We start from the raw sequence: 20,196 nt of genomic DNA, 5'->3' as shown, positions 1-20,196 counted from the left end.
ATCTTACTTGATTAAATCAAATACTTTATTGGCTAAACGAGAAGCTCCGATTCTGAATAAATGATTGTTTAACCAGTCTTCTCCAAGTATTTCTTTCACTAATACGTAATAGTCGATAGCCACTTCTGGTTCTGAAATACCACCAGCAGGTTTTATCCCAATTTTCTTGCCAGTTTTTTCATAATACTCTTTTATAGTGTCGAGCATTACCAACATAGCTTCTAAAGTGGCAGCTACTGGTATTTTTCCTGTGGAGGTTTTAATGAAGTCACCACCACCTAAAATACTCAATTCGCTCGCTTTTCTAATATTCTCAACGGACTTTAACTCGCCTGTTTCGAGAATTACTTTTAAATGGGCAGCACCACAAGCTTCTTTAATAGACTTTACTTCTTTTTGGACCTCCTCCAGCTTTCCTTCTAAGAATTTACCTCTTGAAAGCACCATGTCAATATCGTCAGCACCTTCTGTAACGGCATATTTAACCTCGGCTACTTTTATTTCGATTGGAGACATGCCGGCGGGAAAAGCACCTGCCACACTTGCTACGCCAATATTTTTATCTGTAAGGTTCTCTTTTACCACTTTCACTAAAGTAGGATATACACAAACTGCAGCCACATTGGGAATGTTCATTTCCGCATTGGCATAATTGCATGCCTGTTTGGCTAAATTGGCCGCCTTTTCGTTGGTGTCGGCGCCTTCTAAGGTAGTTAGGTCGATAAATGATAATATCTGACGATAGGCTTTTTGTTGATCAAAATCTTGTTTTCCTTTATTCAAGATGTTCTGAATTCTTTCTTGAATTTCTTCTGAAGTATATGAATAGGTATTGAACATGTGTTTCTTTTTTTTGCAAAAATACAATATTTCCTTAATACCGTGTTTTATACACTTCAGACTGTTCTTATTCAAAATGAATCCGAATCTAGCTATTGACCTTTGAACACCGGTTTTCTTTTTTCTAAAAAAGCATTTCTTCCTTCAAGAAAATCTTCACTACTATAGGCTTGGTTTCTTAAATCGTTAATTTGTTCGAATACAACAGGATTCATAGGGCGAGATTTTCCCAAGGTATTCAATTGTTTTTTAATAATAGAGATAGCTAGAGGGGAGTTTAGTGATATTTCTTCGGCCATTTTAAATACAAAAGCTTCAAGGTCTTCCACATCAACTAGATGGTTGAGGATGCCTAAATTATAGGCTCTTTTTGCACTAATGGGTTTGGCAGTAAAAAACATTTCTTTGGCTACATTCATTTCCACCAGGTTTAAGAAATGGATAAGTCCGGCTGCATTATAGGGTACTCCAATTTTGGCAGGAGTAATAGCAAATGATGATTTTGGAGTCCCAATAAGAATATCAGAACTGAAAGCCAAATCACAGGCTCCTCCCCAAACTGAACCTTCTATCATGGCTATAACTGGACCAGAAAAGTCTTCAATTTTTCTCATGAGCATCTCTAAGGGATGATTAAAAGGAAGAGGATCTTTTCCGGGCTCAGGAAGCTCATTTATGGCTAGTCCAGCCGACCAAACTTTAGAGCCTTTATTGCTTCGTATGATAACCACTCTGAGTTGCTTTTCTTCAAATTCATCAAAGGCTTTGGTAAATTCTTCAAGTAATTCAACATTCAGTGAATTTCGCTTCGCATCATTATTAAATGTAATGATTCCTATTTGGTTTTGGATTGTTTTTAGAATATATGCCATCTTCAAGATTCTTTAGTGAATCTCAAATTTAGTGAAAACTCTGAATTAATACAATTGAAAAGGAAAATGTCTTTGTTGTCAATCTACCTATTCCACTCAAAGCTCTCAATAAGTCTCGCCATATCTTTTTCAATGAATTCGATAACAGGTTTTAATGAGTCGTTATTGGGGGAGAAGTTAAAGTATAGCGCTCCTCTAAGAAAATGGGAGGTGCTATCTGTTAAATAGAATTGATAGGGGGAGGCGGCTTCCGAACCTAATATTTGATAGGTGATTCCATAAACATCTAATTCCGGGTTCAAATACATTTGTTCATTAATGGCATTGGCTTTAGGAATATGTTTATTCATCATTTTATGAACATCATTTAAAAGAGTATCCAGATTATTAATGATGGGTTTGTAACTGATATGTAATTTTGCTTTGAACTTTGGGTAACTGATATTGATCCAATATTTTTCAGGATCAATTCTTGGCGGAATAATATTGGCATAGGTAGAAACATCGAAGCTATAGGGATAGTTAGTAGCCTGAAATCTTTGATATTTATTGGCAGGTAACTCTATTCTGAAATATCCCCTAGGTTTAGGCTGGTAGTCGTTTTGGCAATTCGAGAATACGAGTATAATAACCAATCCGATAATAATATTTCCAAATGCTTTCAATTTATTCCTCCTTATGCTCAATGAATACTTTAATCTTTTTTATTCTTTTGTAATCTAGTGTAATAACCTCAAAAGTATATTGATGGTGCATCACTTTCATTCCTTTCTTGGGAATGTTTCCATATAACTCCAAAACAAGCCCAGCTATTGTGTCGTAGTCACCTTCAACTTCATCAAAAATATCATCGTCAATCTTTAATACTTTACAAAAATCGTTGATAGAAGTTTTGGCTTCAAATACATAAGTGTAATCATCAATTTTTTCAAAGTCTACATCTGATTCTAAATCATCAAATTCATCATTGATTTCGCCCACTATTTCTTCTAGAATATCCTCTAAAGTTACTAAGCCTGAAGTTCCTCCATATTCGTCTACAACAATAGCAAGGTGGATCTTCTTTTGACGGAACTCTTGTAGCAATTCGTTTATTTTTTTGTTTTCAGGAACGAAGAATGCTGGTCTTATCAATTCTTGCCATTCAAAATTAGGTTTTTCATTTAAATATGGAAGTAGGTCTTTAATATAGAGGATGCCTTTAATCTGGTCTAGTGATTCTTTATAAACAGGAATTCTACTATATCCAGATTGTATCAGTAATTTCAATATGTCAGCATATTCATCTTCTAGATCTATGGCAGATATGTCAACTCTCGCTTTCATGATTTCAGAGGTTTCCATATCGGAGAATTTTACAATTCCCTTTAGCATGCTTTTTTCTTCTTCGTAGGTGATGTCACCACTTGTCAACTCAATAGCATCATCCAATTCGCTTTTGCTAATGTCATGACCTTTTTTTGAGATTCTTCGGTCAACTACAGAAGTGCTAAAAGCCAATATTCTGCTAAGTGGTTTTATGGCATTATGAATGATGTAGATAGGATTTGACACCTGAAGCGCAAATCGTATATTGTATTGATTGGCGTATACTTTTGGTGTGATTTCTCCCAATAGAAGTAAGAGAAAAGTAACAATGACCACTTCAATAATAAACCCAAGAATTGGAAAGCCAGAAAAATTAAATACCATACCAGTGATATAGGCAGATAAGATTACAATGGCCACATTTATAAAGTTATTGGCTATTAAGATGGTGGCTAGTAATTGTTTAGGTTTGTTTAGAAGTTTGATGATTCTTTGACTTTTGCTGTTGTCCATCACATATATTTCTTCTAATTGGCTACTGCTTAAAGAAAAGAATGCGGTTTCGCTACCCGAAATTAATGCGGAAATCATTAAAAGAAAAAACAGTCCCAGTAGGGCAAAATATAGGCTAAAGTCCGTGGGAGCGTGAAAAATAGAATTCAGTAGGATAAATAAACCCGGTAAAGGATCGTCAATTTGTTCCAATGTAATTGAGTGTTGATTATGAATGCAAAAATAAGTGTTTTTATATTAGATTTCTTAATGCAGGAAAAAAAATATGAATTCTTTTTTTTTAATGGGAGAAGTACCTATTTGCCTAGTACAAAGTAGGCTGTGGTAGTTAAGAAATCACGTAAATAGGGGATGCCAGATATTATAGCAGATTGTTTTCGAGCCTGTAGACCAAATTTATATTTATAATTGGGGTTGATCAGGTAAAACTGTTTTTTGAGTACTTTGAGTTGGGCTTTTTTTGAAATTCTATAAAATCTGTTGATGCTTATCTGGGTATCTTTCACTTCTAGTAATCCGTCAACAACTCCTTGTCTTTTATCACCCATCTTTAACATGGTTTTGTATATTGGCCGTGGTAAGATATGATAGTAAGGGAGTTTTGAAAGCCACTTGTTTTGTAACATCTGCTGGTGACCACCAAAAGGCATACACCAAGGTGGCATTCCTATAAAAATAATTCCATTTTCATTTAACAATGAAGCCAACTGCTTTAGCATTTTCTCCTGATCATGAACATGTTCTATCACATCTTTGAGAATAATTAAATCAAAACCTTGTCCCAATTCTTCTTTGGTGATATCATGAATGTCTTTATTGAAGAATCGTACTTTATTTTGAGAAATTTCCTCAGCCATAAACTCTTTGGCTAGTTTTACTCGTCCACTACTTAATTCTATACCTACGGCATGATGTCCAATTTCAGTAAAAGCCTTTAACACGCCAGCCTCCGCAGAACCTACTTCACAAATGCTTAATGGTTTCTTTTCTCCAAGAAACTCCTCCACAAAAGGAATGATATAATCTCTACTGTGCTCAAATTGCTGATTGAAATAAACTGCTTTCTTGGTATGGAAATCGAAGGCCATGATTCATTATTGTTTGCAGCAAAAGTAATCTTTATTTAGAATTTACAGTTAAGATAGACATGCCGAATTATTCAAAATCTTGTTAATTCTTATTAGAAAGAATAATAAATTCACTTTTTAGAAATTGAATCCGATTACAATAGGAGTAATTAATACCTCGAAAACAGTTTCTTCTATTGATTGTTGATGATTCCCATCGTTGTCGTATTCATTATGATAATCATAGTACATTACTCCATGAATTCTTAATCCAAACTGAAATCTTTTATAATGGTAAAATCCTGCTGCACTAAAGCCATAATTTAATCCAATAATATCATTGAAACCATCCATGGTTCCTAATGATATCTCAGGACCTATATCAATATGGAATTTTTCTGGAAATAAAAACCTGTATTGAATTTGTAATGTGATGAGGTCAATAATATCAAAATCAATATATGTGGAAATTGGAAATCGAAATCCTATACCCGTTTTTAATCGGGCACCTACTCCAAATTGTTCAGAAAATCTATAGGTGTAATCATATGAAACTGCTAATGGCTCTAATGAAAAACTATGTTGATTTTTTTGTGTGAAAAATGAATAATCTTTATCCTGTGAATAGAGGTTAATAGTAATGATACTAAACAGAATTAATAGTGTTTTTTTCATGTTATTCCTTTTCAATAATATCAAAAGTAGAGAAAAATGACGGGTTTGTTAAATCAGGGATGAATATTAATAAATTATTGGCTATTATCAGCTCAATGAAGTCATTTCTAGATTAGAAATTATTATTCGCGTTTTCAAGGCTTTTATATTAAATTTGCGCCCTTAAAATAGACTACAATCAGCTATTTAAATTTCTTAGTGCTTCTTTGTGCCTTAGTGCCTTAGTGGCAATAAAAGTAGATTAGCTAATAACAAAGATAATAACAGCATGGAGTATAACTTTAACGAAATAGAAAAAAAGTGGCAAGCCTATTGGGCAGAACACAAGACTTTTAAAGCAGAAATAAAAAAAGACAAGCCTAAGTTTTATGTCTTAGATATGTTTCCTTATCCTTCTGGTGCTGGACTACATGTGGGCCATCCTCTAGGATATATTGCCTCTGATATTTATTCTCGTTATAAAAGAAACAAAGGTTTCAATGTTTTGCATCCAATGGGATATGATGCTTATGGTCTTCCTGCTGAGCAATATGCCATTCAAACAGGAACACATCCTGCTGTTACTACAGAAAAGAATATTGCTCGTTATCGTCAGCAGTTAGACCAAATTGGTTTTTCTTTCGATTGGGATAGGGAAGTAAGAACATCCGACCCACAATATTACAAATGGACACAATGGACTTTCATTCAATTATTCCATTCCTATTTTAATAATGAGACCAATAAGGCTGATAAAATTGAAACTCTGGTTGCGAAATTTGAAGCTGAAGGAAATAACAATGTAAATGCAGCCACTTCTCAAGAAGAGATTTTTACTGCTGAAGATTGGAAAGCAAAATCAGAATTTGAGCAGCAAGAATTATTGATGAATTATCGTTTGGCTTATTTGGCCAATACAACTGTGAATTGGTGTCCAGCTTTAGGTACCGTACTTGCTAATGATGAAGTAAAAGAAGGATTATCAGAAAGAGGAGGTCATCCAGTTGAGAAACGAATGATGAAACAGTGGTTGCTACGAATTACTGCTTATTCTCAACGTTTGCTAGATGGTTTAAATACCATCGATTGGAGTGATTCTTTAAAAGAAACGCAACGCAACTGGATTGGTCGTTCCGAAGGAGCTTCTGTAGATTTTGAAGTAAAGGGAGTTGAGGAGAAGATAGAAGTATTTACTACTCGTCCTGATACTCTATTTGGAGCAACTTATATGGTTTTAGCTCCTGAACACGAATTGGTATCTCAAATCACCACTGATGAGCAAAAAGCAGAAGTAGAAGAATATGTGACCTGGGCTAAAAATCGTTCTGAAAGAGAGCGTATGTCAGAAGTAAAAACCGTAAGCGGGAAATTCACTGGTGGTTACGGAATCAATCCTCTAACAGGGCAAGAAATTCCAATTTGGGTAGCTGATTATGTATTGATGGGTTATGGAACGGGTGCTATTATGGCGGTTCCTGCACACGATACTCGCGATTTTGCTTTTGCTAAACATTTTGAATTACCTATTGTTCAAGTGGTGAGCCAAGAAGGAGAAGAACCAACTGACCCAGCAACTTGGGAAGATTCTTACGATTCTAAAGATGGAATTTCTATCAATTCTGGTTTCTTAACCGGAATGAAAACGAAAAAAGCCATTAAAGCTGCCATCCATAAAGTAAAAGAAATGGGAATTGGCGAAGGCACCATCAATTACAGATTGCGTGATGCTATTTTTAGTCGTCAAAGATATTGGGGAGAACCATTCCCAGTTTATTATAAAGATGGAATGCCTCAAACCTTAAATGAGGACCAACTTCCATTAGAATTACCAGAAGTAGATAAATATCTTCCTACAGAAAGCGGTGAGCCACCATTGGCCCGAGCTACCAATTGGAAAACTGAGGAGGGTTATCAGTTAGAGACCAATACTATGCCTGGTTTTGCTGGTTCTAGTGCCTACTATTATCGCTATATGGATCCTAATAATCAGAATGAGTATTTCTCAAAAGAAGCTATCGATTATTGGCAAAATGTAGATTTATATCTAGGTGGTGATGAGCATGCAACTGGACACTTATTATATTCTCGTTTCTGGGGAATGTTTCTTTTCGATTTAGGTTTAACTGTAAAAGCTGAGCCTTTCCAGAAATTGATTAATCAAGGGAAAATTCAAGGACGTTCAAGCTTTGTGTATAGAGTGAATGGTACCAATAAGTATGTCAGCTTTGGATTAAGAAAAGAATACCAAACTACTCGTTTACATGTAGATATCAGTTTTGTAAATAATGATGTGTTAGATACAGAGGCTTTCAAAGCATGGAGAGCAGAGTATGCCGATGCAGAATTTATTTTAGAGGATGGTAAATATGTTTGTGGTTGGGAAGTTGAGAAAATGTCCAAGTCCAAATATAATGTTCAGAATCCTGATGATTTAATTGAGAAGTATGGCGCTGATACTTTCCGTTTATATGAAATGTTCCTCGGGCCTCTAGAGAGTCATAAACCTTGGGATACCAATGGGATTGAAGGTGTCTTCCGCTTTATGCGTAAGTTCTGGAGATTATTCCACAATGAGCAAAACGAGTTTGAGGTGAGTGATGCTGAGCCAACCAAAGCTGAGTTGAAAATCCTTCACCAAACCATTAAGAAAGTAGCCGACGATATTGAGCGTTTCTCGTTTAATACCACAGTGAGTCAGTTTATGATTTGTACCAATGAGCTTACAGATTTAAAATGCAATAAGAAGGCTATTCTTGAACCACTTACCATTTTAATTGCAAGTTATGCGCCTCATATTGCTGAGGAATTATGGCAGAATTTTGGTCATCAAGAAAGTATTTCAGAAGCGGAATATCCAACATTTGTTGCAGAACATGTAGCTGAAAATAATTTCTCTTACCCTGTTTCCTTTAACGGAAAAATGAGATTTAAAATGGAATTAGCAGTGACCATGAACCCAAAACAAGTGGAGGAGGCTGTGTTAAATAGCCCAGAAGCTGAAAAGTGGTTACAAGGAAAAGCTCCTAAGAAAGTGATTGTGGTGCCTAAGCGTATTGTGAACATTGTGATTTAATTTGTTTTGCTCCCTGAGCTTGTCGAAGGGCGCAAAGCTATAAAGGCACAAAAAAAAAGAGATGTCATCGCAAAAGTCGATGGCATCTCTTTTTGCGTTTTATTACTTGAAACTGAGGGGTCAAAGTCTTGAGTAAAGCGAAAGGATTGAGGCCCTAGGATATGAAAGATAAAACCAAGGATGCTGCCCCTTCGTGTATTTCTACTAAGTTCAATGTAAACCTCAGGGCTATCACCCTTTACATCAAACTAAGGGATTAAAGCCTTGAATATGCGAAAGGAAGTTTTACCCTGAATTTAGGAATCTGAAAAGAAACAGTAGCTCGATATTTTGTTAGTATGTAATAAAAAACTTACTAATAAAAAACTTACTAATAAAAAACTTACTAATAAAAAACTTACATATATTACTTGATAATCCATGTTGAATGACCTATCTTTGTGATAAATATTTGATAGATGAAAATTCCTTTTGTATATGGTAAGTTAGCACTTTTTTCTGATTTCACTGACAGAGAAACGGAATTAGAAAGGCTTGTAAATAACTTTAAATCAGGCGTTAATACTATGCTTATTTCTCCTAGGCGATGGGGTAAGTCTTCTTTGGTGGTGAAGGCTGCAGATCGAGTTATTGCTAAAAACAAAAAAGTAAAGGTTTGTTTTATTGATGTGTTTGAGGTAAGAACTGAAGCTCAGTTTTATCAAGTTTTGGCAGAGGCCGTTATGAAGGTGACTACATCTAGAATTGATGAAATAGGGGGGTATTTGCAAAGATTCATGTCGAAACTGCTTCCTAAAATTAGTTTCAGTCCGGATAATATGCAAGAAATAAGCCTAGCATTCGATTGGAAAGATTTGCAAAAACATCCGTCAGAAGTTTTAGATCTAGCCGAAAAAATGGCCATTGAAAAGAAAATAGAAATAGTTTTGTGTTTTGATGAATTCCAAAATATAGCTGCTTTTGAACATCCTTTAGCATTTCAGAAGAAACTACGCTCTCATTGGCAAAAACATCAAAAAGTGAGTTATTGCTTATATGGTTCTAAGCGACATATGATGATGGATATATTTACTTCTCCCTCAATGCCATTTTATAAGTTTGGAGATGTCTTTTTTTTAGAAAAGATAAAAGAAGATAAATGGGTGCCTTTTATTCAAAGTAAATTTTTAGAAAGCAAAAAAAAGATACATGAAAAAGATGCTCGACTAATAGCACAATTAGTAGAGAACCATCCATACTATGTACAGCAATTGGCACAACTGACTTGGCTAAGAACCATAAACACCTGTAAATCTCCATCTATACACGATGCTCATGATACCTTGATGCTTCAATTATCGCTATTGTTTCAAAATATCACGGATTCATTGTCAATAATGCAGGTTCATTTTCTGAAGGCTTTGGTAAACGGAGAAACAAGATTAAGTTCAAAAAAAATTTTGGACACTTATGATTTAGGTTCCTCAGCAAATATCTCACAGCTTAAAAAAGCCTTAGCAAATCGTGAAATCATTGATATTGTTACAAACGAAGTGAATTTTACTGATCCCGTTTATAAAGCTTGGTTAAAGAAATATTATTTTAAAATAAAATAGGCAAGATTTAGTGATGGAATATATGGATTACTTGGAATTCCAAGGACACTATCTCTAGCTATAATCCAGTTGAACCAAAAGGGAATTGAGGCCTTAGTTTCCTATAACACTCATCAAAAATATCAAGGACGCTATCCCCTCATGCTTTAAGGTAACTTAAGGGATCAAAGTCCCAAAGGGGATTGAAGCCCTGGTATCAGGAAGACAAATCAAGGACACTATCCCATCGTACCTCAGGGCTATCATCCTTTAGTTAATACATATTAAAAAGAAAAAATCCACTCAACATAGGCTAAGTGGATTTTCTAGATTTAAAATGATGGTGTAATTAAAACAAACCGTCAATCAATTTCTCATCAGTAAAATTTGGTAGTGTAACCTTCAGGTCTGGATTTACATCCATGGCACGTTTAATAGCAAATACAGCTTCTTCGTTTCTGGCCCAGCTTCTTCTGCTGATTCCATTATTTACATCCCAGAAAAGCATGCTTTTTAATCTGCGCTCTGCATCGGAAGAACCATCTAATAGCATGCCAAAGCCACCGTTAATTACTTCTCCCCAGCCAACACCACCACCATTGTGGATGCTTACCCAAGTAGCTCCTCTGAAAGAATCGCCAATGACATTTTGAATCGCCATATCGGCAGTGAATGAAGAACCATCATAAATATTTGAAGTTTCGCGGAAAGGGCTATCCGTACCAGAAACATCATGGTGATCACGACCTAAAACTACAGGAGCTGTAATTCTACCTTCTTCAATTGCCTTGTTAAATGCAGCAGCAATTTTTATTCTTCCTTCTGCATCGGCATAAAGGATTCTAGCTTGAGAACCCACCACTAGTTTGTTTTCTTGTGCTCCTTTAATCCATTGAATATTATCAGCCATTTGGCCTTGGATTTCCTTAGGACTACTGGCCATGATTTCTGCTAGAACATCACTAGCAATCTGGTCAGTGATTTCTAAGTCTTTAGGGTCGTTTGAAGTACAAACCCAACGGAAAGGACCAAAACCATAATCAAAAAACATAGGTCCCATAATATCTTGAACGTAAGAAGGGTATTTGAAATCGATACCATTTTCTGCCATCACATCTGCTCCAGCGCGGCTAGCTTCTAGGAGGAAAGCATTACCGTAATCGAAGAAATAAGTTCCACGAGCGGTATGTTTGTTAACTGCAGCAGCATGACGGCGCAGCGTCTCTTGAATCTTTTCTTTGAAAAGCTCGGGCTGTTTGGCCATCATCTCGTTAGACTCTTCATAACTCATATCCACTGGATAATATCCTCCAGCCCATGGGTTGTGTAATGATGTTTGGTCTGAACCCAATTCAACAAAGACATCCTTCTCTGCAAATTTCTCCCAAACATCAACAATGTTTCCTTGGTAAGCAATGGAAACCACTTCTTTATTTTCTTTAGCCTTTTTTACTCGGCTTACTAATACATCTAAATCATCAATCAGCTCATCAACCCAACCTTGAGAATGACGAGTATGTGTTGCTTTAGGATTAACTTCTGCACAAACAGAAACCACTCCAGCAATATTTCCAGCTTTTGGTTGTGCACCAGACATACCACCTAAGCCAGCAGTTAAAAATAGTTTTCCTGCAAATGGATTTTCACCTTCTTTAGCTACTTTTCGAGCTCCATTCATTACGGTAATGGTAGTTCCGTGGACAATTCCTTGAGGACCAATATACATAAATGAACCTGCTGTCATTTGACCATATTGAGATACGCCTAAAGCATTGAATTTTTCCCAATCGTCTGGTTTGCTATAATTAGGAATCACCATTCCGTTCGTTACCACAACTCTTGGTGCATCTTTGTGGGATGGAAATAATCCCATGGGATGTCCGGAATACATGGTCAATGTTTGCTCATCAGTCATTGTGGCTAAATACTGCATAGTGAGCAGGTATTGAGCCCAGTTTTGGAAAACGGCACCGTTTCCACCATAAGTAATGAGCTCATGAGGATGTTGAGCAACTGCATAATCCAAATTGTTCATAATCATAAGCATGATAGAAGCTGCTTGTTTGCTTTGGTGCGGAAACTCATCGATATGACGGGCATGAATAGCATAATCAGGACGAAAACGGAACATATAAATACGACCATAATCTGTTAATTCTTCAGCAAATTCTGGAGCCAAAATAGCATGATGTTTTTCCGGGAAATAGCGTAATGCATTTTTTAATGCCAACTTCTTTTCTTCTGGACTTAGAATTTCTTTACGAATAGGAGCATGATTGATATCCTCGTCATACTTCTTTACAGAAGGTAATTGCTCAGGGATACCTTGTAATATTTGTTGCTTGAATGTTGCTATTTCCATGTCAATCTTGTTTTGAAAATTTTTGCAAAGGTAAGCAATCAACTTCTATTTGCCGATGTGAGAAATACCTAATTTGCTAATGGCGAAATAGTTGTTTTTAAAGAATATGTCTCAAATTTCATTTTTGAATATCTCAAATTTATTGTCTATATTTGAGTAAACCAAAATCCCCATGATATGAAAGGCATAGTATTTACAGAATTTATTGAATTTGTTGAAGATAAATTTGGTTTCGAAATTAGTAACGATATTATTATTGAGTCACAATTAAAATCAGGTGGCGTATATACTGCTGTAGGGACTTACGATTTCCAAGAAATGTTAAGCCTCTTGATGAGTCTTCACGCAAAAACTAAAATTCCAATTCCTGATTTATTAGAAGTTTTTGGTAAGCACTTGTTCTATCGGTTTGTAGATTTATATCCAGACTTTGTGCACAAATCATTAGGGTTGTTTGGCTTTATTGAGAAGATAGATGATTATATTCATGTGGAAGTAAAGAAGTTGTACCCTGATGCTGAGCTGCCCAAATTAACTGTGAAAGCAAAGACTAAAGATGCTATGGTGGTGTTATATAAATCGGAACGAAAGCTAGGGAATTTTGCTTTAGGTCTTTTGAAATCTGCAGCTGAGTTTTTTAATGAACCCTTGTCCATCAGTATGCAAACTTTAGAGGAGGATGGTTCTGTTGTTCAATTTACACTAAATAGATCCGATGGCTGAAGATCCTAAATATGATGCTATATTACAAACTCTGAAAAGAGAGCGATTGGCAAGGAAAGCTGCAGAAAGAGTCATTGAAGAGAAAAGCAGTGAGATTTTCCGAGTCAACCAGGAATTACTAGGCCTCAATCAGAACCTAGAAAGAAGAATAGAGGAGCGTACTAAAGACATTGAAAAGAGTAATAAAGAGCTCGGAATAGCCATGAAAATTGCTGAGGAAGCTACTGCTTCAAAGTCATTGTTTTTATCAAATATGAGTCACGAAATTAGAACTCCTCTTAATGGGATTATAGGAATTACTGAGTTGCTTCTTCAAGATAATCAGGATAGTAAGCTTCTAAAGATGCTAGATTCTATTAAATATTCAGCAGATAATTTAATTAAAATTATAAATGAGATTTTGGATTTTTCTAAAATTGAAGCAGGGAAAACAGATTTTGAGAGAATAGATTTTAACTTGAAAAGATTGTTGAACCAGCTGGTGAGTAATATGGAATTCGCTAGTAAAGGAAAACAGATTGATTTGAGATATGATATTGGCAAAGAAGTTCCCGATTTTGTAAATGGAGATCCTGTGAAACTGACTCAGGTTTTAACTAACTTAATTGGAAATGCCATAAAATTCACTGAAACTGGATATGTAAAACTCATAGTGAAAGCCCAGAGACCTTATGAATATGAGCATATTGAAGGAGTCTATTTTTCTGTTGTGGATACTGGAGTTGGGATACCTAGCAATAAACTCGATAGTATTTTCATTAGTTTCCAGCAAAGTGATTCAAGTACAACGCGGAAATTTGGAGGAACAGGATTAGGGCTGACCATCAGTAAAAACTTTGTAGAGTTGCAAGGAGGAAAAATGTATGTAGAGAGTGAGTTGGGTAAGGGATCTAATTTCCAGTTCATATATCCTTGTAAGCCATTGAAGAGGAAAGCCCAAGAGTATAATATGGCTGCTCAAGAATATAAATTCTCCAAACTCGATGTAAACATTCTTGTTGTAGAAGATAATAAACTAAATCAATTTGTAGCTTCTCAGTTTCTTAATAAATGGGGTGCTAGAGTTGATATTGCTAATAATGGATTGGAAGCGCTGCACTTATTGGCGAGGAAAAAATATCATATTGTATTAATGGATATTCAAATGCCAGAAATGAATGGCCTGGATGCCTCAAGAGAGATTCGAAAAGAAAACACTTCGGTTCTCCAAAGAGATATTCCAATTATCGCACTTACCGCAAACGCATTTCAGGATACCAAACGCGAGATATTTCTAGCAGGAATGAATGCTTTTGTGTCGAAACCCTTGATACCAAAAGACCTTCATTTAAATATTAAAAATTTGATTTAAAAGGAAGAATATGAAATTTGAAGAATTTGATCAAGAAGATATTTTGCATTTGTTCAATTGCATTTCACAAGAAGTGGATCAGTTATTCTTTTTGGTGGATCATGCATTTAGAGTTCAATACATCAATAAGGCTTTTAGTCAATATGTTAGAAAAAACATCTCCGAAATTATTGATAAGGAATTTGGGGATGCATTAGGATGCTCAAATATAGAAAAAGATGCTGCTAGATGTGCCTTCACCAGTTATTGTGGATTTTGTGAAATCAGATCCAATCTTCATCAAGTTTTTGACAAGAAATTAGAACGTGCAGAATTTGAATTGGTTAGAGAGTTTATGATTGTGGATGAAGTATTAGTGAGGCGTCTAAAGTTTAAAATTATTCCCATGCAATTGCATTCAAGCTCATTTGCTTTAATAATCATGGACGATATTGGCTCAAAAAAAGTGTAGTATTCATTTGATAGTTCAAAAAATAACTCAATTATATTTTAAGTAATTTCATTCCAAAGCATTTCTTATTTTTGTGGTCAAATATTCCAATAATGAAGTTTTTATATTTAGCCTTAGGAGGAAGTATTGGGGCAATACTTCGATATTTAGTCTCACTCTATTCCATTAAGTTTTTAGCTTGTGGTTTTCCCATTGGTACATTATTGGTGAATCTGATTGGGTCTTTTTTGATAGGTTTTGCCTTTGTGCTTTTAGGACGAGAGCAGATAGCGCCAAACTTAAAAATATTTCTTTTTATTGGTATCTTCGGAAGCTTTACCACTTTCAGTACTTATATGTTTGAGTCTTATGAGTTTTTTAAAATGGGCGATATAAAAATGGCCTTATCCTATATTGCCATTTCTAATATTTTAGGTTTGTTAATGGTGTATTTAGGTTTTGTATTGGCTGAGTATATTGAATAAATGAATGCTTAATGTTTTCTTTAGAACCTCACTATAATTGGCGGAAAGTATATACCGCAGAAGAAGACCCCAACTCTCCATTTTATGGTAGAGTTTATTCTGAGTTTGAATTTAGAAATGCCATTTATGATACTGTTATTCACCCTCAGTGGGATGAGTTTGGCTCTTTAACACTGTATACAAAGATTCTGTTTACAGATTATGATATGGGATTCGTTATTATGGAGTTTATTGGTGAATGGAACGATTTGCTCTATAATGATATTATGTATTTATATAGAAATGTGATTGAAGAATTGATAGAGCAAGGTATCAATAAGTATATTTTAATTGGTGAAAACGTTCATGCTTTTCATGCTGATGACGATGCCTATTATGAAGAGTGGTTTGATCAAATAGAAGATGGCTGGATGGTGGGGCTCAATTTCTTTGATCATAATATGTCAGAAATAGAACAAGCTCGTATTGACAATTATATTAGTTTTGAAGACGAGTCGGAATTTGAAAACTGGCGAACTTATCAGCCAAAGAAGCTATTTGAGAAAATAGATAAAATGATGACATATAGACTAGGTGAATAAATTTTTGATAAAATGAGAACACTACAGATTAAAGTATTAGGTCGAGTTCAAGGAGTTGGATTTAGATATTATACAAACAAACGAGCTAATGAGTTCAATCTAAAAGGTTATGTGAAAAATATGAGTGATGGTTCTGTTTACATTGAAGCCGAAGGAGAGAATTCTGTTATTAAGACATTTGTGTCCTGGTGTGAAAGAGGCCCAGCATGGTCTAGGGTTTCTGAATTAAAAATCTCTGAAATACCCTTTGTAGGGTACGAGAGCTTTGAGATTAAATAGTGTTCGTCTATAATGCCCAATTTCATCGTTATTGCTCAAAATTCAAATCCTCAAATACACTAGTATTCTGCGTTTTGAATTATTCACATGCCTAGAACCTGGACTTCATGGTTCAAACACTCTGCTTTGTTGATTTTAAATTGTTTGTCTTATTGCATTTAATATCTCCCTCTTCCCTGGAGGGCCTGGTTTTTTCTCAATCTTAAAGCCGCAAGATTTCAGAGCTCGTTTTACTATTCCCTTGGTACTATAGGTACTCAAAACACTTTCAGGTTTCATTGAACAATAGATTTTCTCAAACAATTCTGAGGTCCATAATTCAGGCTCCAAATCGGGATTGAAAGCATCAAAATATACCACATCATATTCTTCGTTAGGGAGATTAGAATCAATAATAGACTCCTCCATTTTTGTTAATGAGAAATTAGAATCTAATTCAAAAGTTTCATTCCATTTAGAATCATGAATTTTTGAAAATATTTCTTCTGATTCTGGCATGTTGACTTGGGCAGAATAATTGAGCTGATTCCAAATATCCTTTTCAACAGGATAGGCTTCAATAGCATGATAGTTTATTTTAAGTCCATTTTCTTTGGCATAAATCCAAGTGAGTAAAACGTTGAGCCCAGTTCCCATTCCAACTTCTAAAACAGATATGGTTTTGATGTTTTGTAATACTCGTTCCAAGCCGTTTTTGATATAAACATGATTAGATTCTTGAATGGCTCCATGGGTGGAATGATACTGCTCATTCTGGCCTATAAGTTCAATGGTATGTGAGCCATCTTCACTGGTAATGATTCTTTTCTGATACATTCGGCAAAATAACGAAATCATTTCTTTAAAAGGTACTCTGTTTTTCGATTCTTAACAGATTGTTTATTATAAATGAATTTGACAAGCTTGATTTGACTTGAGTTTTGCACTACATTTGCCAGATGATGTTAAAGAAAATTACAGCATTATTCTTTGTTTTGTTTTATTTGCTTATTTCGGTAGGTTTTACCGTGTCTCTGCATCATTGTATGGGTGAAACTACGGTGAATATTGGAGAAGCAAAGTCTTGTTGTTGTGATGGTGAGGAAGCTAATAACAAATGTTGTTCCGATGTGGAGAAACTAATTGTTTGGGATTCTGACCACCAACTATCATCTGCTTTTAATTTCGAAATGAATGTCTCATTTGAAATAAAGACCCCTTTCGTTTTTTCTTTTGAAGAGCCTATTTTGGATGAAGTGACTCATCTCTTTTTAGACCTACCACCTCCAAAACTCCAGAAAATATTTCTTTTAATTCAACGATTTACATTTTACGAATAATACTTTGTGCCATTTAATTTATGAATGGGTTTTTATCTATTTATAAGACTATGTGTGCAATAATAATTTTTAATAAATGTAAAAATGAAGAATATAATTTCAGTATTGGCTCTTACATTATTGGTATTAATGATGATTTCTCCTGCCGATATAAATGCTCAAAAACCTAGTTCCAAAACGATTATTACCGATAGCCTTTTTGTTAGAGGTGTTTGTAATAGTTGTAAAGAGCGCATAGAGAATGCCGCCTTAATTAAAGGAGTAAAGAAAGTTTCCTGGAATAAGAAAACTCAATATTTAACAGTTATCTATAAGCCTTCAAAAATAAGTCTCAATAAGATTGAAGATGAAGTGGTGTTGGCCGGGCATGATACAAAAGACAAAAAAGCATTAGACAAAAACTATAACAAATTACCTGCATGTTGCGCCTATAGGTCAGGTATTGCTCCTCATTAATGAGGATAATAGTATTTATTTGTTCGTTTTTCTTTGTGTTGGGATTATTTGCGCAACAAAATCCTGTACTAAAAGGAAAAGTTACCGAACAAAATAGTGAAGCCTTGGTTGGTGCTAATGTTTATTGGTTAGGGACTAATATTGGAGGAAGTTCTGATGTTAATGGTTTATTTGAAATTGAGGAGTCTGCAAAATCGAGGACTCTTATTATCAGTTTTACTGGTTTTGTTAATGATACCATCCTCATTCAAAATCAATCCTTTGTGGAGGTGGTTTTGCAGTCCTCTGTTGAGTTGAACGAGGTAGAAGTAGCTGCACGAGTGAAAACTACGAGTATCAATTTCATGGACCCCATAAAAGTAGAAACCATTGGAGAAGAAGAACTCTGCAAGGCTGCTTGTTGTAATTTGAGTGAGAGTTTTGAAACTAATCCTTCTGTTGATGCATCATTTACCGATGCTGTGACCGGAACAAGGCAAATTCAAATGCTGGGATTGGCTGGTCCATATACTCAAATCACTCGTGAAAACATCCCCGATATTAGAGGATTGTCGGCCATTTATGGCTTAGAATATACACCAGGCCCTTGGGTAGAAAGTATCAGTTTGATAAAAGGAACTGGAACGGTTGTAAATGGATATGAAAGTATTGCCGGTCAAATTGATGTTTCCTTGAGAAAGCCTCAAACCATGGATAGACTTTATGTGAATCTGTTTGCAAACCAAGATGGAAGACTAGAGGCTAATGTGAATTTAAAAACTGATTTGAACGATAAGTGGTCTACAGCCTTATTACTTCATGCCAAGAATAATTATAATCGACATGATAAAAATGAAGATGGCTTTTTAGATATGCCTTTAGGTCATAGTTTGATTGCTTTAAATAGATGGAACTATAATTATAATGGAGTAGTTTGGGATTTTGGAGTAAAAGCAACTATGATTGATCATATTGGAGGGCAGAATAATTTCTATAAAAGTGATATCGGCTCCAATGAAATTTGGGGAATGCATACCAATACAAAAAGGGTAGAAGCTTGGAGTAAATCAGGATTTGTATTTGCAAATCACCCCAATAAAAGTATGGGCTTGCAGTTGTCTGGAATTTATCATGACTTTACAAGCGATTTTGGCTTACGAGAATATGATGCCAAACAACAAAGCTTTTATGCCAATTATATATTCCAAAATACTTTGGAAAACGATGCTCACATGTATAAAATAGGAGCAAGCTTTGTTTATGATGATTATCAACAATCTTTGGCTCAAACTCCATTTAATCATACAGAAATAATTCCAGGTGCTTTTGCTGAATATACTTATAATTGGGAAGAAAGGTTGAATATTGTAGCGGGTTTGAGAGGAGACTATCATAATCATTATGGCTTTTTTATGACACCGCGTTTACACATGCGATACTTGTTGACAGATGATTTAGTCATACGAGCATCTGCCGGAAGAGGTCAAAGAACAGCACAAATAATTTCTGAGAACATTGGTGTTTTAGCTAGTAATAGAGCTGTTTTAGTAAGTGCTGTTGATAATGATAAGCCCTATGGATTAGATGCTGAAGTGGCCTGGAATTATGGTGTAAATCTGAGTTATGAATTTGAACTGGATTATAGAACTGCTGTAATTAGTTTTGACGTTTATAGAACACAATTTGAAAACCAAATCATTGTGGATTTAGACAGCGATGTTCGTCAAGTACAGTTTTATAATCTCTCCGGAAATTCCTTTTCCAATAGTTTACAAGCCCAATTTGATTATGAGTTAATAAACAGGTTCGATGTTCGTTTGGCCTATCGTTGGTACGATGTTAAGGCAACCTATGGAGGTGAACTTATGGATAAGCCATTTGTATCTACTCATCGTGCTTTTGCTAACCTAGCTTATGAAACTAGAAATAGCTGGAAGTTCGATGCGACCCTAAATTGGCAAGGGCAGAAGCGATTGCCTTCAACTATGGATAATCCTGTTGAGTATCAAAGAGCGAGTCAGTCTCCTGATTTCTACTTGCTCAATGCACAGATTACAAAGGTGTGGAACGATAAATTGGATATTTATCTTGGAATAGAGAATATTCTAGATTATAAACAAAATGATCCAATTGTAGCTGCTGACCAACCCTTTAGGGAGAATTTTGACGCTTCTATGGTTTGGGGACCAGTCTTTGGTAGAAATATATACATAGGTTTAAGATATAGAATTAAATAAAGTGGAGAAGTAAATTTGAAGGAGCTGAGCAATTTATTTTGTTCAGCTTTTTTAGTTTCTTAGGGCAACTATCTTCTTGAAAATTACGGTATC

Annotated in this window: 19 protein-coding genes; 11 read left to right on the top strand and 8 right to left on the bottom strand. The window is 35.2% G+C overall.

The features are described 5' to 3' along the window. Positions 1 to 3: 3 nt before the first annotated feature. The 6 genes from deoC to HNS40_RS04075 form a co-directional block, all read right to left on the bottom strand. Positions 4 to 840, bottom strand: a complete 837-nt coding sequence (deoC, locus tag HNS40_RS04100) for a deoxyribose-phosphate aldolase (protein WP_172277959.1) — start codon at positions 838 to 840, stop codon at positions 4 to 6. Between the two features lie 92 nt (positions 841 to 932). Then, a complete protein-coding gene (gene scpB / locus HNS40_RS04095; RefSeq protein WP_172277957.1) occupies positions 933 to 1,712 on the bottom strand; it encodes a methylmalonyl-CoA decarboxylase in 780 nt (259 codons plus the stop codon). Positions 1,713 to 1,795: 83 nt separating this feature from the next. Beyond that, positions 1,796 to 2,377 carry a gliding motility lipoprotein GldD gene (gene gldD, locus HNS40_RS04090; RefSeq protein WP_172277955.1) on the bottom strand — a complete coding sequence of 194 codons (582 nt, stop codon included), beginning with the start codon at positions 2,375 to 2,377 and terminating at the stop codon, positions 1,796 to 1,798. Position 2,378: 1 nt separating this feature from the next. Next, positions 2,379 to 3,725, bottom strand: a complete 1,347-nt coding sequence (gene gldE / locus HNS40_RS04085) for a gliding motility-associated protein GldE (protein WP_216663610.1) — start codon at positions 3,723 to 3,725, stop codon at positions 2,379 to 2,381. Positions 3,726 to 3,829: 104 nt separating this feature from the next. Further along, positions 3,830 to 4,621 (bottom strand): bifunctional 2-polyprenyl-6-hydroxyphenol methylase/3-demethylubiquinol 3-O-methyltransferase UbiG, encoded by a 792-nt coding sequence (locus HNS40_RS04080; protein WP_172277953.1) that lies wholly within the window; start codon positions 4,619 to 4,621, stop codon positions 3,830 to 3,832. A 117-nt stretch (positions 4,622 to 4,738) separates the two neighbouring features. Beyond that, a complete protein-coding gene (locus HNS40_RS04075) occupies positions 4,739 to 5,275 on the bottom strand; it encodes a hypothetical protein (protein ID WP_172277951.1) in 537 nt (178 codons plus the stop codon). A gap of 268 nt (positions 5,276 to 5,543) precedes the next feature. On the opposite strand from HNS40_RS04075, the gene leuS reads away from it, so the two are divergent. Both leuS and HNS40_RS04065 read left to right on the top strand, forming a co-directional pair. Next, positions 5,544 to 8,327, top strand: a complete 2,784-nt coding sequence (gene leuS / locus HNS40_RS04070) for a leucine--tRNA ligase (RefSeq protein ID WP_172277949.1) — start codon at positions 5,544 to 5,546, stop codon at positions 8,325 to 8,327. Positions 8,328 to 8,785: 458 nt separating this feature from the next. Continuing rightward, positions 8,786 to 9,922, top strand: coding sequence for an ATP-binding protein (locus HNS40_RS04065; protein WP_172277947.1), 1,137 nt, complete (start codon positions 8,786 to 8,788; stop codon positions 9,920 to 9,922). 328 nt (positions 9,923 to 10,250) lie between these two features. Here the strand turns inward: HNS40_RS04065 and HNS40_RS04060 are convergent, their stop codons facing one another. Next, on the bottom strand, positions 10,251 to 12,263 hold the full coding sequence (locus tag HNS40_RS04060) for a urocanate hydratase (protein WP_172277945.1): 2,013 nt from the start codon (positions 12,261 to 12,263) through the stop codon (positions 10,251 to 10,253). Positions 12,264 to 12,440: 177 nt separating this feature from the next. On the opposite strand from HNS40_RS04060, the gene HNS40_RS04055 reads away from it, so the two are divergent. The 6 genes from HNS40_RS04055 (at position 12,441) to HNS40_RS04030 (ending at position 16,112) form a co-directional block, all read left to right on the top strand. Further along, positions 12,441 to 12,986 carry a heme NO-binding domain-containing protein gene (locus tag HNS40_RS04055; protein ID WP_172277943.1) on the top strand — a complete coding sequence of 182 codons (546 nt, stop codon included), beginning with the start codon at positions 12,441 to 12,443 and terminating at the stop codon, positions 12,984 to 12,986. Then, the gene (locus HNS40_RS04050; protein ID WP_172277941.1) at positions 12,979 to 14,337 is read left to right on the top strand and encodes a response regulator; all 1,359 of its coding nucleotides are present in this window, start codon (positions 12,979 to 12,981) and stop codon (positions 14,335 to 14,337) included. Before HNS40_RS04055 ends, HNS40_RS04050 begins: the two co-directional genes overlap by 8 nt. Positions 14,338 to 14,347: 10 nt before the next feature. Next, complete coding sequence (locus HNS40_RS04045) at positions 14,348 to 14,788, top strand: hypothetical protein (protein WP_172277938.1); 441 nt, start codon at positions 14,348 to 14,350, stop codon at positions 14,786 to 14,788. A 92-nt stretch (positions 14,789 to 14,880) separates the two neighbouring features. Beyond that, on the top strand, positions 14,881 to 15,252 hold the full coding sequence (gene crcB / locus HNS40_RS04040) for a fluoride efflux transporter CrcB (protein ID WP_172277936.1): 372 nt from the start codon (positions 14,881 to 14,883) through the stop codon (positions 15,250 to 15,252). Between the two features lie 11 nt (positions 15,253 to 15,263). Beyond that, positions 15,264 to 15,833, top strand: coding sequence for a hypothetical protein (locus HNS40_RS04035; protein ID WP_172277934.1), 570 nt, complete (start codon positions 15,264 to 15,266; stop codon positions 15,831 to 15,833). 12 nt (positions 15,834 to 15,845) lie between these two features. Beyond that, positions 15,846 to 16,112, top strand: a complete 267-nt coding sequence (locus HNS40_RS04030) for an acylphosphatase (protein WP_172277932.1) — start codon at positions 15,846 to 15,848, stop codon at positions 16,110 to 16,112. 135 nt (positions 16,113 to 16,247) lie between these two features. Here HNS40_RS04030 and mnmD read toward each other — a convergent pair whose 3' ends face one another. Continuing rightward, positions 16,248 to 16,949 carry a tRNA (5-methylaminomethyl-2-thiouridine)(34)-methyltransferase MnmD gene (mnmD, locus tag HNS40_RS04025; RefSeq protein ID WP_172277930.1) on the bottom strand — a complete coding sequence of 234 codons (702 nt, stop codon included), beginning with the start codon at positions 16,947 to 16,949 and terminating at the stop codon, positions 16,248 to 16,250. A gap of 101 nt (positions 16,950 to 17,050) precedes the next feature. Between mnmD and HNS40_RS04020 the strand changes: the two genes are divergently transcribed. The 3 genes from HNS40_RS04020 to HNS40_RS04010 all read left to right on the top strand — a co-directional run bounded on the left by HNS40_RS04020 (position 17,051) and on the right by HNS40_RS04010 (position 20,103). Beyond that, positions 17,051 to 17,431: a hypothetical protein gene (locus HNS40_RS04020; RefSeq protein ID WP_172277928.1), complete on the top strand. Its 381-nt coding sequence runs from the start codon at positions 17,051 to 17,053 to the stop codon at positions 17,429 to 17,431. A gap of 84 nt (positions 17,432 to 17,515) precedes the next feature. Next, positions 17,516 to 17,887 (top strand): heavy-metal-associated domain-containing protein, encoded by a 372-nt coding sequence (locus tag HNS40_RS04015; protein WP_172277926.1) that lies wholly within the window; start codon positions 17,516 to 17,518, stop codon positions 17,885 to 17,887. Continuing rightward, positions 17,887 to 20,103 carry a TonB-dependent receptor gene (locus HNS40_RS04010; protein WP_172277924.1) on the top strand — a complete coding sequence of 739 codons (2,217 nt, stop codon included), beginning with the start codon at positions 17,887 to 17,889 and terminating at the stop codon, positions 20,101 to 20,103. The genes HNS40_RS04015 and HNS40_RS04010 overlap by 1 nt, the downstream gene beginning before the upstream one ends. Positions 20,104 to 20,196: the final 93 nt, after the last annotated feature.

The sequence above is a fragment of the Lentimicrobium sp. S6 genome, from assembly GCF_013166635.1.
Lineage (GTDB): Bacteria > Bacteroidota > Bacteroidia > Bacteroidales > UBA12170 > UBA12170.
Note: the sequence above shows the minus strand (reverse complement) of the source record. Positions and strands in the feature narration are given on the sequence as shown.